The 13,056-nt window shown below is 64.7% G+C and carries 16 protein-coding genes; 7 read left to right on the top strand and 9 right to left on the bottom strand.

Annotated elements, in window-relative coordinates; genetic code table 11:
• Nucleotides 1-123 precede the first annotated feature (123 nt).
• From IX761_RS05460 to betC, 3 genes are all read right to left on the bottom strand, one after another.
• Nucleotides 124-1,689 (bottom strand): SulP family inorganic anion transporter, encoded by a 1,566-nt coding sequence (locus IX761_RS05460; RefSeq protein ID WP_194788610.1) that lies wholly within the window; start codon nt 1,687-1,689, stop codon nt 124-126.
• 164 nt (nt 1,690-1,853) lie between these two features.
• Complete coding sequence (choX, locus tag IX761_RS05455) at nt 1,854-2,777, bottom strand: choline ABC transporter substrate-binding protein (protein ID WP_194788609.1); 924 nt, start codon at nt 2,775-2,777, stop codon at nt 1,854-1,856.
• 14 nt (nt 2,778-2,791) lie between these two features.
• Nucleotides 2,792-4,309, bottom strand: a complete 1,518-nt coding sequence (gene betC / locus IX761_RS05450; protein WP_194788608.1) for a choline-sulfatase — start codon at nt 4,307-4,309, stop codon at nt 2,792-2,794.
• A gap of 109 nt (nt 4,310-4,418) precedes the next feature.
• Between betC and IX761_RS05445 the strand changes: the two genes are divergently transcribed.
• Both IX761_RS05445 and IX761_RS05440 read left to right on the top strand, forming a co-directional pair.
• On the top strand, nt 4,419-5,318 hold the full coding sequence (locus tag IX761_RS05445) for a choline sulfate utilization transcriptional regulator (protein ID WP_194788607.1): 900 nt from the start codon (nt 4,419-4,421) through the stop codon (nt 5,316-5,318).
• Nucleotides 5,319-5,490: 172 nt separating this feature from the next.
• Nucleotides 5,491-5,823, top strand: coding sequence for a DOPA 4,5-dioxygenase family protein (locus IX761_RS05440; protein ID WP_194788606.1), 333 nt, complete (start codon nt 5,491-5,493; stop codon nt 5,821-5,823).
• A gap of 91 nt (nt 5,824-5,914) precedes the next feature.
• Here IX761_RS05440 and trpA read toward each other — a convergent pair whose 3' ends face one another.
• Nucleotides 5,915-6,724 (bottom strand): tryptophan synthase subunit alpha, encoded by an 810-nt coding sequence (trpA, locus tag IX761_RS05435; protein WP_194788605.1) that lies wholly within the window; start codon nt 6,722-6,724, stop codon nt 5,915-5,917.
• Entirely contained in the window at nt 6,721-7,938 is a 1,218-nt protein-coding gene (gene trpB, locus IX761_RS05430) for a tryptophan synthase subunit beta (protein ID WP_194788604.1), read from the bottom strand. Before trpB ends, trpA begins: the two co-directional genes overlap by 4 nt.
• Nucleotides 7,939-8,162: 224 nt before the next feature.
• Here trpB and IX761_RS05425 point away from each other — a divergent pair, with 224 nt between their 5' ends.
• A complete protein-coding gene (locus IX761_RS05425; protein WP_194788603.1) occupies nt 8,163-9,059 on the top strand; it encodes a LysR family transcriptional regulator in 897 nt (298 codons plus the stop codon).
• Here the strand turns inward: IX761_RS05425 and IX761_RS05420 are convergent.
• Nucleotides 9,056-9,379: a DUF883 family protein gene (locus tag IX761_RS05420; RefSeq protein ID WP_194788602.1), complete on the bottom strand. Its 324-nt coding sequence runs from the start codon at nt 9,377-9,379 to the stop codon at nt 9,056-9,058. The genes IX761_RS05425 and IX761_RS05420 overlap by 4 nt on opposite strands.
• 152 nt (nt 9,380-9,531) lie before the next feature.
• Here IX761_RS05420 and IX761_RS05415 point away from each other — a divergent pair, with 152 nt between their 5' ends.
• Complete coding sequence (locus IX761_RS05415) at nt 9,532-9,747, top strand: dodecin (RefSeq protein WP_012269893.1); 216 nt, start codon at nt 9,532-9,534, stop codon at nt 9,745-9,747.
• A gap of 101 nt (nt 9,748-9,848) precedes the next feature.
• Complete coding sequence (locus IX761_RS05410; protein WP_194788601.1) at nt 9,849-10,070, top strand: DUF1161 domain-containing protein; 222 nt, start codon at nt 9,849-9,851, stop codon at nt 10,068-10,070.
• A gap of 64 nt (nt 10,071-10,134) precedes the next feature.
• On the opposite strand, the gene IX761_RS05405 is transcribed toward IX761_RS05410, so the two are convergent.
• Nucleotides 10,135-11,139, bottom strand: coding sequence for an LLM class flavin-dependent oxidoreductase (locus tag IX761_RS05405; RefSeq protein WP_194788600.1), 1,005 nt, complete (start codon nt 11,137-11,139; stop codon nt 10,135-10,137).
• 151 nt (nt 11,140-11,290) lie between these two features.
• Here IX761_RS05405 and IX761_RS05400 point away from each other — a divergent pair, with 151 nt between their 5' ends.
• Both IX761_RS05400 and IX761_RS05395 read left to right on the top strand, forming a co-directional pair.
• Nucleotides 11,291-11,716 (top strand): OsmC family protein, encoded by a 426-nt coding sequence (locus IX761_RS05400; RefSeq protein ID WP_194788599.1) that lies wholly within the window; start codon nt 11,291-11,293, stop codon nt 11,714-11,716.
• A 74-nt stretch (nt 11,717-11,790) separates the two neighbouring features.
• Nucleotides 11,791-12,024 (top strand): DUF1161 domain-containing protein, encoded by a 234-nt coding sequence (locus IX761_RS05395; RefSeq protein ID WP_194788598.1) that lies wholly within the window; start codon nt 11,791-11,793, stop codon nt 12,022-12,024.
• A 140-nt stretch (nt 12,025-12,164) separates the two neighbouring features.
• Here IX761_RS05395 and IX761_RS05390 read toward each other — a convergent pair whose 3' ends face one another.
• Both IX761_RS05390 and IX761_RS05385 read right to left on the bottom strand, forming a co-directional pair.
• A complete protein-coding gene (locus IX761_RS05390; RefSeq protein WP_194788597.1) occupies nt 12,165-12,578 on the bottom strand; it encodes a hypothetical protein in 414 nt (137 codons plus the stop codon).
• A gap of 55 nt (nt 12,579-12,633) precedes the next feature.
• Nucleotides 12,634-13,047 (bottom strand): hypothetical protein, encoded by a 414-nt coding sequence (locus tag IX761_RS05385; protein WP_194788596.1) that lies wholly within the window; start codon nt 13,045-13,047, stop codon nt 12,634-12,636.
• Nucleotides 13,048-13,056: the final 9 nt, after the last annotated feature.

Below are 13,056 nucleotides of genomic sequence, written 5' to 3'. Positions count from 1 at the left end.
AGATTTTGGGGCCGCATTGCGGCCCTTTCGCGACACAAGGCCGCTCCTACAGGAAATCGCGGTCCCCTGTAGGAGCGGCCTTGTGTCGCGAAAGGGCTGCGCAGCAGCCCCATGATCTGAAGATCATTCCTCAAATCGAATGGGGCACAGTTCAACCCCTTCCAGCTTCTGCAACTCCTCCACCACCTGCGGCCTTGCCCGCTGCAACGTCAGGCTCCCGCCACTGCGCATCAGCCGCCGCGCCTCGCGGTGCAACATATCCACACCCGAGTAATCGATGAAGTTCACCTGCCGCGCATCGATCACCACATGCGGTCCCTGGCAGCGCTGCAAACGCACTTGCAGGTAGTGCGCCGCGCCAAAGAAGATTGACCCGCCAACTCGCAACACATCCGACTCCCCTTCCCTGCTCTGTTGCACCCGTGGCCGCGACGTGCGCTTGAGGTAGAAGAACAGCGACGCCAGCACCCCGGCATAAATCGCCGTCTGCAGCTCCAGCAGCAACGTCGCGGCAGCGGTGAGCGCCATCACCAGGAACTCCGAACGGCTGACCCGGAACAGCGCGCGAATGCCGCGATAATCCACCAGCCCCCAGCAGATCAGCAGGATGCTCCCCGCCATCGCCGGGATCGGCAGGTGAGCGATCAGCCCAGCGCCAGTCACGGCGAACAGTGCCACCCAGAGCGCCGAGAACACCCCGGCCAGCGGCGAGCGGGCACCGGCGTCGTAGCTCAGGCCCGAGCGAGTGAAGGAACCTGCGGACAGGTAACCGGAGAAAAACGCGCCGCCGATATTCGACAGGCCCTGTGCGCGGATTTCCTGGTCTGGGTCGATCAGTTGCTCCGAACGTGCCGACAACGAGCGGGCAATCGACAGGCTGGTGACCAGCCCCAGCATGCCCACCGCCACAGCGCTGGGCAGCAGGCGCAGCATCAGTTCCACGTCCAGCAGAGGCAGCGGGCTGAACGGCGGGAGCTGCCCGGTGAACGCAGCCACCCTGGGCACATGGGCGAAGTAGCCGGGCAGCAGCCAGGCCGTCACGCTGACCAGCAGCAGGCTTATCAACAGGCTTGGCCAGCGCGGGCGCCACAGTTTCAGGGCAATGCCGATGACCAGCGTGGCCAGCCCCAGGGCCAGCGATGGCACATCCACTTCGCCCATGTGCCCGGCCAGGTCCTGCACGGTCTTCAACGCCGTGGCCTGGCTCGGCAGGTCCATCCCCAGCAGGTTCGGCAGCTGCCCAAGGGCGATGACGATGGCGGCGCCGAGGGTGAAGCCCAGCACTACCGAGTGGGAAACGAAATTGACCAGCGCACCAAAGCGCAACAGCCCCAGCAGCAACTGGAAGATGCCGCCAAGGAAGGTCAGCAGCAGTACCAGGGTCACGTAGTCGGCGCTGCCGGCCACGGCCAGCGGGCTGATGCTGGTGTAGAGGACGATGGAGATGGCGGCGGTGGGGCCGCAGATCAGGTGCCAGGACGAGCCCCACAGGCAGGCGATCAGCACGGGGACGATGGCGGCGTACAGGCCGTATTCGGCGGGCAGGCCGGCGATCAGGGCGTAGGCGATGGACTGCGGCAGGGCAAGGATGGCGCCGCTCAGGCCCACCAGCAGGTCCTGGCGCAGGCTGCGGCCCGATTGGCGGGGGAGCCAGGTGAGGAAGGGCAGCAGGTAAGCAAGGCGAGGCATCTATCGGTCCTGGTATCCGAGCAACATTCGACATTGCAGGCGAGGGCTTCGCCCTCGTTTCGCGGCACAAGGCCGCTCCTACAAGGGGCACGCGCTCTCCTGTAGGAGCGGCCTTGTGTCGCAAAAGGGCCGCAACGCGGCCCCAGCAGCCTAACAGATGAACATCAGAGCTTGGCTTTCACCGCTTCGGAGGCCCCACCGCCGGCCTTAGTGGTCACTCCAGCCAACCACCCTTCCAGCAGCTGCGGATGCGCCTTCACCCAAGCCTTGGCCGCCTCATCGAAGCTCACTTTCTTATCCACAACCTCGGCCATGATGCTGTTCTCCATCTCCAGCGAGAACTTCAAATTCCCCAGCAGCTTTGCCGCATTCGGGCACGCTTGTGGATAACCTTTGCGCGTCAGGGTGTAAACATCGCCCTTGCTGCCGAACCATTTCTCTCCACCCGTGAGGTAATGCATCTTCAGCTTCACGTTCATCGGGTGCGGGGTCCAGCCCAGGAAGGTAATGAACTGCCCCTTCTTCACCGCCCGGTCCACCTGCGCCAGCATCGCCTGCTCGCTGGACTCGACCAGCTTCCACTGCCCCAGGTCGAACTCGTTTTTGTCGATGATTTCTTTGAGCGACAAGTTGGCCGGCGCGCCCGAGCCAATCCCGTAGAGCTTCTTGTCGAACTGCTCGGCATGCTTTTGCAGGTCGGCGAAGTCCTTCACGCCCGCGTTCCACACATAGTCGGGCACTGCCAGGGTGAACTCAGTGCCTTCGAGGTTTTTCGCCAGTTGCTGCACATCGCCGTTGGCGATGAACTTGTCATGGAAGCCCTGCTGCGCCGGCATCCAGTTGCCGAGGAAAGCATCCACCCGGCCATCCTTCAGGCCGCCGTAGATGATCGGCACGGCCAGGCTGTCGATCTTCACCTGGTAACCCAGGCTTTCCAGCAGCAGCCGGGTCACGGCGTTGGTGCTGGCGATATCGCTCCAGCCAGGGTCGGCCAGTTTCACGGTGCTGCATTGCGCGTCGCTGTCGGCGGCGTGGGCCGTGCCCAGGCTCAGGGCCAGGGCGAACACGGCGGTGGAGAACTTGTGCATGGCGGCCTCTCTTCTCAATCCATGGGTGCGGGCTGTGGATAACGTGCCTTGCGCTCGAGGTCGTCGAGATCGATATGGTTGCGCATGTACTGTTGGCTGGCGTCCACCAGCGGTTGGTGGTCCCAGCTTTTCAGCTTGCCGATGGCCAGCGCTTCGGCCACCAGGCGGCGCCGCCGCTGGCTGGCCAGCACCTGCTGACGCAGGGCCGGGATGTCCCAGCGCTGTTTGGCTTCATCGGCAAATGCCTGCAGCAGCGCCTGGTGGTCCGGGCTGCCGGTGAGGTTCTCCCGCTCGTGCGGGTCGCGGCTCAGGTCGTAGAGTAGCCATGGGTCGTCTTCGCTGTACACGAACTTGTAGGGGCCTCGGCGGATCATCATCAGCGGGCCCACCGTGCCTTCGGCCATGTATTCGCCAATCACCTCGTCATGCCCGCCCTGCCCTTGCAGGTGGCCCAGCAGCGAACGGCCGTCCAGGTGCAGCTGGTTATCCACAGCGCCGCCGGCCAGTTCGACCAGGGTTGGCAGCAGGTCGCAGGTGGACACGCTGGCGCTTACGCGGGCCGGCCCGAAGCGCTTGGGCGCATGGATCAACAGCGGTACCCGCGCCGACATCTCGAACCAGTGCATCTTGTACCAGAGCCCACGCTCGCCAAGCATGTCGCCGTGGTCGCCCGAGAACACGATCAGGGTGTCGTCGGCCAGGCCGCAGTCTTCGAGGGTTTGCAGCAGCTTGCCGATGTTGTCGTCGATGTAGCTGCAGGCGCCGAAGTAGGCGCGGCGGGCGTCGCGGATCTTGTCCACGGGCAGCGGCTTGTTCCACAGGTCGTAGACCTTGAGCAGGCGTTGCGAGTGGGGGTCCTGCTGGCCTTGGGCGATTTCGTCGCGTGGCAGCGGGATATCCACAGCCTCGTACAGATCCCAGTAGTGCCTGGGGATGGTGTACGGGTCGTGGGGGTGGGTCATGGAGACGGTCAGGCAGAACGGCCGGCCGTCATCCTCGCGCACATGGTCGTAGAGGTACTGGCGCGTCTTGAACACCACCTCTTCATCGAAATCCAGCTGGTTGGTGCGCACGCAGGGCCCGGCCTGCAGCACCGAGGACATGTTGTGGTACCAGCTCGGGCGCACGTCCGGTTCATCCCAGTTCACCGCCCAGCCGTAGTCGGCCGGGTAGATGTCGCTGGTCAGCCGCTCTTCGTAGCCGTGCAACTGGTCCGGGCCGCAGAAGTGCATCTTGCCCGACAGCGCGGTGCGGTAGCCGAGGCGGCGCAGGTAGTGGGCGTAGGTGGGTACGTCGGCGGGGAAGTCGGCGGCGTTGTCAAAGGCGCCGATGCGGCTGGGCAACTGGCCGCTGACCAGGGTGAAGCGCGACGGCGCGCACAGCGGGCTGTTGCAATAGGCACTGTCGAACACTACGGCCTGCTCGGCGAGGCGGGCCAGGTGGGGCATCTTGATCGGCGATGGGGCGTAGATCGGCAGCAAGGGCGCGGCCATCTGATCGGCCATGATGAACAGGATGTTGGGTCGCTTCATGGGTGCCTTCCATCGTCGAGAGTTATGGGTACCGCTTGCAATCCAGCATGCTGCTGTGGATAACAGGGGTAAAGCCCATGCCGGGCAATGACTGGGATAAGCCAAGCTTATGTTTGAGCACCTTGCCGACCTGCCCCTCGACACCTTGCGCGTGTTCGAGGCCGCCGCCCGCCTGCGCAGCTTCACCGCTGCCGCCGTGGAATTGGGCACCACCCAGCCGGCGGTCAGCCAGCAGATGAAGCGCCTGGAGGCGCAGTTGGGCACGCGGTTGTTCGACCGGATCTACCGGGGCATCGAGCTGACCGAGGCGGGGTTGCTGTTGTTCGAGCAGGTGCATCAAGGTTTGCAGGCGATGGACGATGGCGTTGCCCAAGCCAGTGGGCGCGGCCAGCGCGAGGTGCTGCAGGTGGCTACCGACTTTGCCTTTGCGGCGTTCTGGTTGATGCCGCGTTTGCAGCGTTTCCACGAGGCTTATCCACAGGTGGACGTGAGCCTGGTGACCGGCGAGCGCAGCCAGGCGATGCTGCGCCCGGACATCGATGTGGCGGTGTTGTTCGGTGATGGACGCTTCCATCAGGGAGAGAGCCGCTGGTTGTTCGATGAGGAAGTTTTCCCGGTATGCAGCCCTCGGCTGATTCATGGCAAACCCTTGTCAGCCGTGGCTTTGCAACGATTGCCCTTGCTCCATTTGCGGGGTGAGCAGGCCAGCCGCTGGTTCGACTGGGCGGGGGTCTTTCGCGGGTTTGGCGTGGACAGCCCGCCGCCGGCCGGGCAGTTGCGGTTCGACAATTACACCCTGCTGATTCAGGCGGCGATTGCCGGCCAGGGGGTGGCGATCGGCTGGGGGCATCTGGTGGACGGGCTGGTCGAGCAAGGCTTGCTGTGCCGGCCGTTGGAGGGGAGTTTACGCTCGAAGCGCGGGTATTACGTGGTGCTGCCGCCGCGCAAGCGGCGTGGGGCGTTGATCGAGCGGTTCGTGGATTGGCTGGAGCAGGAGCGCAGCCAGTGATAAGCGTCGCCTGTAGGAGCGGCCTTGTGCCGCGAAAGGGCCGCAGAGCGGCCCCGGCAATCTTCGCGATAACGCTGAAGCCCAGGGGCTGCGTTGCAGCCCTTTCGCGACACAAGGCCGCTCCTACAGGGATGGCGTAGACTTCAGGTATTCAACGCAACCAGGAGCCACCGTGCAAAGGATCAAGGGTTACCACGCCCACGTGTACTACGACGCGTCGACCATGGAGCAGGCCCGCGAGCTGTGCGAAGAGGCAACGCGGCTGTTTGGCGTGACCATGGGGCGCATGCACCAGAAGCCGGTCGGGCCGCACCCGGACTGGAGCTGCCAGCTGGCATTCGGGCCGGAGGTGGTGGGGGTGGTGCTGCCGTGGCTGGCGCTGTATCGCAAGGGGTTGGTGGTGTTCCTGCACCCGGAGACCGGCGATGAACTGGCGGATCACCGCGACCATGCGATCTGGATGGGGGCGATCAGGCCGCTGGATCTGTCGATCTTTGAAGGCTAGGTTGCTCTGACGGGCCCTATCGCCGGCAAGCCGGCTCCCACAGGTCTTGTGGGAGCCGGCTTGCCGGCGATCGAGGGCGAGGCCCTCGCTCTCAGTTACGGGCCGCGCGCACCCCTTCAGCCAGTGCCGAGCACAGGCTCAGCACGTCATTCACAGCCTGGTCGGCATCCTTCGCCTGGGCGATCTTGTCGACCAGCGCCGAGCCCACCACCACACCGTCGGCCAGGCGGGCGATGGCGGCAGCCTGCTCTGGCGTACGAATACCAAAACCAACGCTGATCGGCAGGTCGGTATGCCGGCGCAGGCGGGCCACGGCCTCGGTCACATGCTCGGTGGTCGCCGAACCGGCACCGGTCACACCCGCCACCGACACGTAGTAGACGAACCCGGAGCTGCGCTCCAACACGCGCGGCAGGCGCACGTCGTCGGTGGTCGGGGTGGTCAGGCGGATGAAGTCGATGCCCGCGGCCTGGGCCGGGGTGGCCAGCTCGGCGTCGTGCTCCGGTGGCAGGTCGACGATGATCAGGCCATCGACGCCGGCCTCTTTCGCCTCGGCGACGAACTTGTCCACACCAAAACGGTGGATCGGGTTGTAGTAACCCATCAGCACGATCGGCGTGGCCTGGTTGTCCACGCGGAATTCGCGAACCATCTGCAGGGTCTTGGCCAGGGTCTGGCCCGCTTCCAGGGCGCGCAGGGTGGCGAGCTGGATGGCTACGCCATCGGCCATCGGGTCGGTGAACGGCATGCCCAGCTCGATCACGTCGGCGCCGGCGGCCGGCAGGCCCTTGAGGATCTTCAGCGAGGCGTCGTAGCCAGGGTCGCCAGCGGTGACGAAGGTGACCAGGGCGGCGCGGCCTTCGGCCTTGAGTTCGGCGAAACGTTGTTCAAGACGGCTCATGCCTGTTTCTCCTGGGCAGCCATATGGTTCATCACGGTTTGCATGTCCTTGTCGCCACGACCGGACAGGCAGATCACCATCAGGTGGTCCTTGGGCAGGGTCGGGGCGCGCTTGATCGCCTCGGCCAGGGCGTGGGAGCTTTCCAGCGCCGGGATGATGCCTTCCAGGCGGCAGCTGATGTGGAAGGCGTCGAGGGCTTCGTCGTCGGTGATGCTGACGTATTCCACGCGCTTCACTTCGTGCAGGTAGGCGTGCTCCGGGCCGATGCCGGGGTAGTCCAGGCCTGCGGAAATCGAGTGGGCATCGGTGATCTGGCCGTCGGCGTCCTGCAGCAGGTAGGTGCGGTTGCCGTGCAGCACGCCTGGTACGCCGCCGTTGAGGCTGGCCGCGTGCTTGTCGGTGTGCACGCCGTGGCCGCCGGCTTCGACGCCGATGATCTTGACGCTTTCATCTTCGAGGAAGTCGTGGAACAGGCCCATGGCGTTGGAGCCACCGCCGACGCAGGCGATCAGGCTGTCGGGCAGGCGCCCTTCTTTCTCTTGCAACTGGGCGCGGGTCTCTTTGCCGATGATCGACTGGAAGTCGCGGACCATCGCCGGGTACGGGTGGGGACCTGCCACGGTACCGATCAGGTAGAAGGTGTCGTCGACGTTGGTGACCCAGTCGCGCAGGGCTTCGTTCATGGCGTCTTTCAGGGTGCCGGTGCCGGCAGTGACCGGGACGATTTCGGCGCCCAAGAGCTTCATGCGGAATACGTTGGCCTGCTGGCGCTCGATGTCGGTGGCGCCCATGTAGATCACGCAGGGCAGGCCGAAGCGGGCAGCGACGGTGGCGGTGGCCACGCCGTGCATGCCGGCGCCGGTCTCGGCGATCAGGCGCTTCTTGCCCATGCGCTTGGCCAGCAGCACCTGGCCGATGCAGTTGTTCACCTTGTGCGCGCCGGTGTGGTTGAGCTCTTCACGCTTGAAGAAGATCTTGGCGCCGCCGCAGTGCTCGGTCAGGCGCTCGGCGAAGTACAGCGGGTTGGGGCGGCCGATGTAGTCGCGCTGGAAGTAGGCCAGGTCTTCGAGGAACTTGGGGTCGGCCTTGGCGGCTTCGTATTCGCGGGCAAGGTCGAGCACCAGCGGCATCAGGGTTTCGGCCACGTAGCGGCCGCCGAACGAGCCGAACAGGCCGTTGGCGTCGGGGCCGGGGCGGTATTGGGACTGGGACATGGGGCGCTCCATAGGCGATTCAGAGGTTGAGACCGTGTTGGCTTCATTCGCGGGCAAGCCCGCTCCCACAGGAATGGCGAGATGCCGAAATTGGTACCGAACCTGTGGGAGCGGGCTTGCCCGCGAAGCAACCAACACGGTGGATAGGCTCTACTCTAACGATGCAACGCCGCCCTGAAAACCGATAAGATTGCGCAAACCTGTCAGGAAATCTCACAAGTCATATGGCCCAGGATCTCCCTCCCCTCAACGCCTTGCGCGCCTTCGAGGCCACGGCCCGGCTCAACAGCGTCAGCCAGGCCGCCGAAGCGCTGCATGTGACCCACGGCGCGGTCAGCCGGCAGATCAAGGTGCTTGAAGAGCACCTTGGGGTAGCGCTGTTCGTCAAGGACGGACGTGGCGTCAAACTCACAGATGCCGGCGTGCGCCTGCGCGATGCCAGTTTCGAGGCGTTCGACCGCTTGCGCGGCGTGTGTGCCGAGCTTTCGCGCACGGCAGACGAAGCGCCGTTCGTGCTCGGCTGCTCCGGCAGCCTGCTGGCGCGCTGGTTCATCCCGCGTCTCGGGCGTTTGAAAGCGGACCTGCCGGAGCTGCGCCTGCACCTGTCGGCGGGTGAAGGCGACCTCGATCCGCGGCGCCCGGGGCTGGACGCCCTGCTGGTGTATGCCGAGCCACCGTGGCCGGCGGACATGCAGGTGCATGTGCTCGCCGAGGAGCGAATCGGTCCGGTGCTGAGCCCGCACTTCGAAGGCTTCGATCGTTTGAAAGCCGCGCCAGCCGTGGCTTTGCAACGAGAGGCAGTGCTCCACACCACCTCGCGCCCGCAGGCTTGGCCGACGTGGGCAGAGCAGCAGGGCTTGGCGCCTGAAGCATTGAATTACGGCCAGGCTTTCGAGCACCTGTACTACCTGCTGGAAGCAGCGGTAGCCGGGCTGGGGGTGGCTATCGCACCACAGCCACTGGTGGCGGACGACCTCAAGGCCGGGCGGCTGGCCGCGCCGTGGGGCTTTTCACCCACCCGCGCGGCCTTGGCTCTGTGGGTACCACGGCGCGCCGATGACGGGCGCGCCGAACAACTGGCGCAGTGGCTGCGCCAGGAGCTGCAACGGCAGGCGGGTTAGTTGCGGCGGCACATCAGGTAGGCGGCCAGCAGGCCAAGGGCACCAACGGCCACACCGGCGGTGGTCCAGGGGTGTTGCTGGGCATAGTCACGGGTGGCGATGCTGGTTTCGCGGGTGCGGGTTTTAACATCCGCATAGGCATCGCTGAGCAGGCTGCGCGAGTGTTTGAGGGCGCTTTCGGCACTGCCGCGCAGCGCCTTCATGGTTTTCTGCGATTCTTCCGAGGCGTCGTGTTTGAGGTGCTCCAAGGTCTTGAGCAGGCTCTCGATCTCGGCTTCCATGCTTTCCAGCGACGCTTTGCGCAGCGAGTTGTGGGCCATGGTGACTCTCCTTCGCGGTGGATGAGGTGTACAGGTTGCGACTGCACGGGCGGGCGAAAGTGCGATCGAACTTTCAGCACCGGGCCCGGTTCGCAGGTAAACCAGGCCTGCGCTGCTAGGCTCAACTGACACTTCACTCAAGGAGAGCGCTCATGACCGATCATCACACCTACAAGAAGATCGAACTGGTCGGGTCTTCACCCACCAGCATCGAAGACGCGATCAACAATGCCCTGGCCGAAGCCGGCAAGAGCATCAAGCACCTGGAATGGTTCGAAGTGGTCGACACCCGTGGGCATATCCGCGACAACAAGGCCGCGCATTTCCAAGTGACGCTGAAGGTGGGTTTCCGCATCGCCAACAGCTGAAACGAAGCTGAGCTAGGCTTACCTGGCGAAAGGGGTAACAAGGGTGCAGGGCGCAGGCTTCGCGCCCTTTCTGTCTTTGCTCTGAACAAGGAACGCGATCGATGAACAAACTGATTCTGGCCGTGGGCCTGATGGTGGTGGCCGGCGGGGCGATGGCGGCGGGCAAGCCGTGTGAGGAGCTCAAGGCAGAGATTGCTGCCAAGCTCGATGCCAAGGGTGTGAAGGGTTATACGCTGGAGATCGTCAACAAGGGCGAACCGGTGGGCAAGGTGGTGGGTACCTGTGAAGGTGGCGCCAAGGAAATCGTCTATCGCCGAGGCTGAACGGGCCCGAATCGCGGGGCAAGTCGCAGCGGCGCACCGCCGCTGCGACTTGCCCCGCGATGGATTATTCGGCCTTCAAGGCCTGCGCCATCAATTCATAAGACCGAATCCGGTCTGCATGCTCATACAGGTCACTGGTAAAGATCAGCTCATCCGCCCCGGTCTGCTCCAGCAGCACCTCCACCTTGGCCCGTACCTTCTGCGGGCTGCCGATCATCGCCAGGCCCAGGAAGCTGCTGACCGCATCGCGCTCGTGGGGTAACCACAGGCCATTCATGCTCTCGACCGGTGGCCGCTGCATCAGGCTCTGGCCACGGATCAACGCCAGGATGCGCTGGTACACCGAGGTGGCCAGGTACTCGGCTTTTTCGTCGGTTTCGGCCACGACCATGGGAATGCCCAGCATCACGTAGGGCTTGTCCAGAGTGGTCGAGGGCTTGAAATGGTCGCGGTAGATGCGGATCGCCTCGTGCATGTAGCGCGGCGCGAAGTGCGAGGCGAATGCATAGGGCATGCCGCGCATGCCGGCCAGCTGGGCGCTGAACAGGCTGGAGCCGAGTAGCCACATCGGCACCTCGGTGTCGTGGCCGGGCACGGCGATGACCTTCTGGTCGTCGGTGCGCGGGCCGAGGTAGCGCGACAGCTCCTCGACGTCATCCGGGAAGTCGTCGGCGCTGCCAGAGCGCTCGCGGCGCAGGGCGCGGGCGGTCATCTGGTCGGAGCCGGGGGCGCGGCCCAGGCCCAGGTCGATGCGGCCCGGGTACAGGCTGGCCAGGGTGCCGAACTGCTCGGCGATCACCAGCGGCGCGTGGTTGGGCAGCATCACCCCGCCGGAGCCGATGCGAATGCTCGAGGTGCCGCCGGCCAGGTAGCCGATCAGCACGGCGGTGGCCGAGCTGGCGATGCCGTCCATGTTGTGGTGTTCGGCCACCCAGAAGCGGTTGTAGCCGAAGCGCTCGACATGCTGCGCCAGGTCCAGCGAGTTGCGCAGTGCTTGCGCCGGGCCGCCGTCGGCGCGCACGGGCACCAGGTCGAGGGTGGAAATCTTCAGGTCGGACAGGTGCGTCATGGAGCCTCCGCAGCAGGTGGTTGGCCAAGGGCCTTGGGGACTCTGTATGGGCATATTCGGAGGATTCAATGCCAGCCAGTGGATTGATCTGAACTTGGCGTAGGGCCTGGCCTCACAACCAGAGACACCCAACCTGTGACCAGGAGGCAACATGAAGAAGACAGCATCGGCGGTCTGGCAAGGTGGCCTGAAGGACGGCAAAGGCCAGCTATCCACTGAAAGCGGCGCGCTCAAGCAAGCGCCTTACGGGTTCAACACCCGCTTCGAAGGCTCACCCGGGACCAACCCGGAAGAGCTGATCGGCGCGGCCCATGCCGGGTGTTTCTCGATGGCCTTGTCGATGATGCTGGGTGAGGCGGGCTTCACCGCGGAACGAATCGACACCCAGGCCGAGGTCAGCCTGGACAAGCAGGCCGAGGGCTTCGCCATCACCGCGGTTCACCTGACGCTCAAGGCCAGCGTGCCGGGTGCCAGCGAGGCGCAGTTCCAGGAAATCGCCAACAAGGCCAAGGCCGGGTGCCCGGTGTCGAAGGTACTGAACGCGACCATCAGCCTGGACGCCACCTTGTTGACCTGAACGCGCAACGGCGGCGGTTTGCGGTAGTCTAAACAGCGTCGGCAGCCCGCCTGCCCTTTCAGGAGCCGTACTCCATGATCCGCGTCGCAATTGCCATGCTGGCCTCGCTGCTGGCCACGGCCGCACTGGCCGCACCCAAGCCGTGCGAAGAACTGAAGGCCGAGATCGAAGCGAAGATCCAGGCGCGCGGGGTGACCTCCTACACGCTGGAGATCGTGCCCAACAGTGATGTCCGCGATCAGAACATGGTCGTCGGCAGCTGTGATGGTGGTACGAAGAAGATCATTTACCAGAAGAATGATCGGTAGGTCTCGATAACCGAGGCTGCGCTCGATCCTGTGGGAGCGGGCTTGCCCCGCGATGGCGGGCTACGTGGTGCATGGCACCGGCTTTGCCGGTGTTCGCGGGGCAAGCCCGCTCCTACAAGGACGTAGCCAGCCTTGGATCATCAGGGAATGCAGCTCACGTTGCTCGGCTCGTTAACGACCACCTTGCGGCTGGCGTCGTACAGCAGCACCTGCGGCTGCATCGCCGGGGCTCGGGCTTCCAGGCGATAGCGTTCGCCAGCCTTGAAGTCGTTGTAGCGCACGGTGAGGTAGCAGGTTCGCTCGGTGGGGTCGGTTCCGAAGCCGCTCGCATAGATCTCGTAGTCGAAACGCACCACCAGTTCGTGCTTGCCCGGCGTCACTTGGAAGTAGCGGCCATCGTTGAGGCGCTTGCCGTCGAGGCGGTCGGCCATGAGGGTGCGGCCGGGGGTGATGGTGTACATGTCGATCCAGGCCTTGCCGGGGTCGGCGGGGGGCAAGGGGCTGGCGCAAGCCCCCAGGGCACTGAGGGCCATCAGCATCATGGGCTGGCGCATGGTGAAACTCCCGCTCGCGATTCACAGGCTACAAGCATAGCGCCGTTCGGGGCCTTCAGGTACGTTGGCAGCCTGCTGGTTCACCCAGGCCGATCAGTTTTTGCTGCTGGTCATAGAGTTTGATCCAGGGGCGAAAGCCAATGCTGCCCGCTTGCATCTGGTAGCGCTGGCCGGCGGCGAAGTCCTTGTAGGTAAGGTTGAGCTGGCAGTCGCGCCACAGCGGCTCGTCTACCGGGCCTATGTTGCTCGGTGTCACGGCGAACTGGTAGCGCACGGTGAGCTCGTGGTTGCCGGGCTGTACTTCGAAAAAGCGGGTATCGGCCCAGTCGCGTTCGTCCACCTGGACGGCATGCAGCGAGTCGTTGTCACCGGGCGCCAGGTCGATCCAGGCCTGGTTCGGGTCTGGGTTGGGCAACGTGGCGCAGCCGGACAACAGCATGAGCGCGCAGACGGCAAACTGAGTACGCATGGCGAAGCT

This window comes from Pseudomonas sp. UFMG81 (assembly GCF_015354575.1).
In the GTDB taxonomy this organism is placed as follows: Bacteria; Pseudomonadota; Gammaproteobacteria; order Pseudomonadales; family Pseudomonadaceae; genus Aquipseudomonas.
Note: the sequence above shows the minus strand (reverse complement) of the source record. Positions and strands in the feature narration are given on the sequence as shown.

Coding starts and splice junctions, on each gene's coding strand:
- IX761_RS05460 (WP_194788610.1), bottom strand. CDS start 1,689: ATGCCTCGCCTTGCTTACCTGCTGCCCTTCCTCACCTGGCTCCCCCGC.
- choX (WP_194788609.1), bottom strand. CDS start 2,777: ATGCACAAGTTCTCCACCGCCGTGTTCGCCCTGGCCCTGAGCCTGGGC.
- betC (WP_194788608.1), bottom strand. CDS start 4,309: ATGAAGCGACCCAACATCCTGTTCATCATGGCCGATCAGATGGCCGCG.
- IX761_RS05445 (WP_194788607.1), top strand. CDS start 4,419: ATGTTTGAGCACCTTGCCGACCTGCCCCTCGACACCTTGCGCGTGTTC.
- trpA (WP_194788605.1), bottom strand. CDS start 6,724: ATGAGCCGTCTTGAACAACGTTTCGCCGAACTCAAGGCCGAAGGCCGC.
- trpB (WP_194788604.1), bottom strand. CDS start 7,938: ATGTCCCAGTCCCAATACCGCCCCGGCCCCGACGCCAACGGCCTGTTC.
- IX761_RS05425 (WP_194788603.1), top strand. CDS start 8,163: ATGGCCCAGGATCTCCCTCCCCTCAACGCCTTGCGCGCCTTCGAGGCC.
- IX761_RS05420 (WP_194788602.1), bottom strand. CDS start 9,379: ATGGCCCACAACTCGCTGCGCAAAGCGTCGCTGGAAAGCATGGAAGCC.
- IX761_RS05415 (WP_012269893.1), top strand. CDS start 9,532: ATGACCGATCATCACACCTACAAGAAGATCGAACTGGTCGGGTCTTCA.
- IX761_RS05410 (WP_194788601.1), top strand. CDS start 9,849: ATGAACAAACTGATTCTGGCCGTGGGCCTGATGGTGGTGGCCGGCGGG.
- IX761_RS05405 (WP_194788600.1), bottom strand. CDS start 11,139: ATGACGCACCTGTCCGACCTGAAGATTTCCACCCTCGACCTGGTGCCC.
- IX761_RS05400 (WP_194788599.1), top strand. CDS start 11,291: ATGAAGAAGACAGCATCGGCGGTCTGGCAAGGTGGCCTGAAGGACGGC.
- IX761_RS05395 (WP_194788598.1), top strand. CDS start 11,791: ATGATCCGCGTCGCAATTGCCATGCTGGCCTCGCTGCTGGCCACGGCC.
- IX761_RS05390 (WP_194788597.1), bottom strand. CDS start 12,578: ATGCGCCAGCCCATGATGCTGATGGCCCTCAGTGCCCTGGGGGCTTGC.
- IX761_RS05385 (WP_194788596.1), bottom strand. CDS start 13,047: ATGCGTACTCAGTTTGCCGTCTGCGCGCTCATGCTGTTGTCCGGCTGC.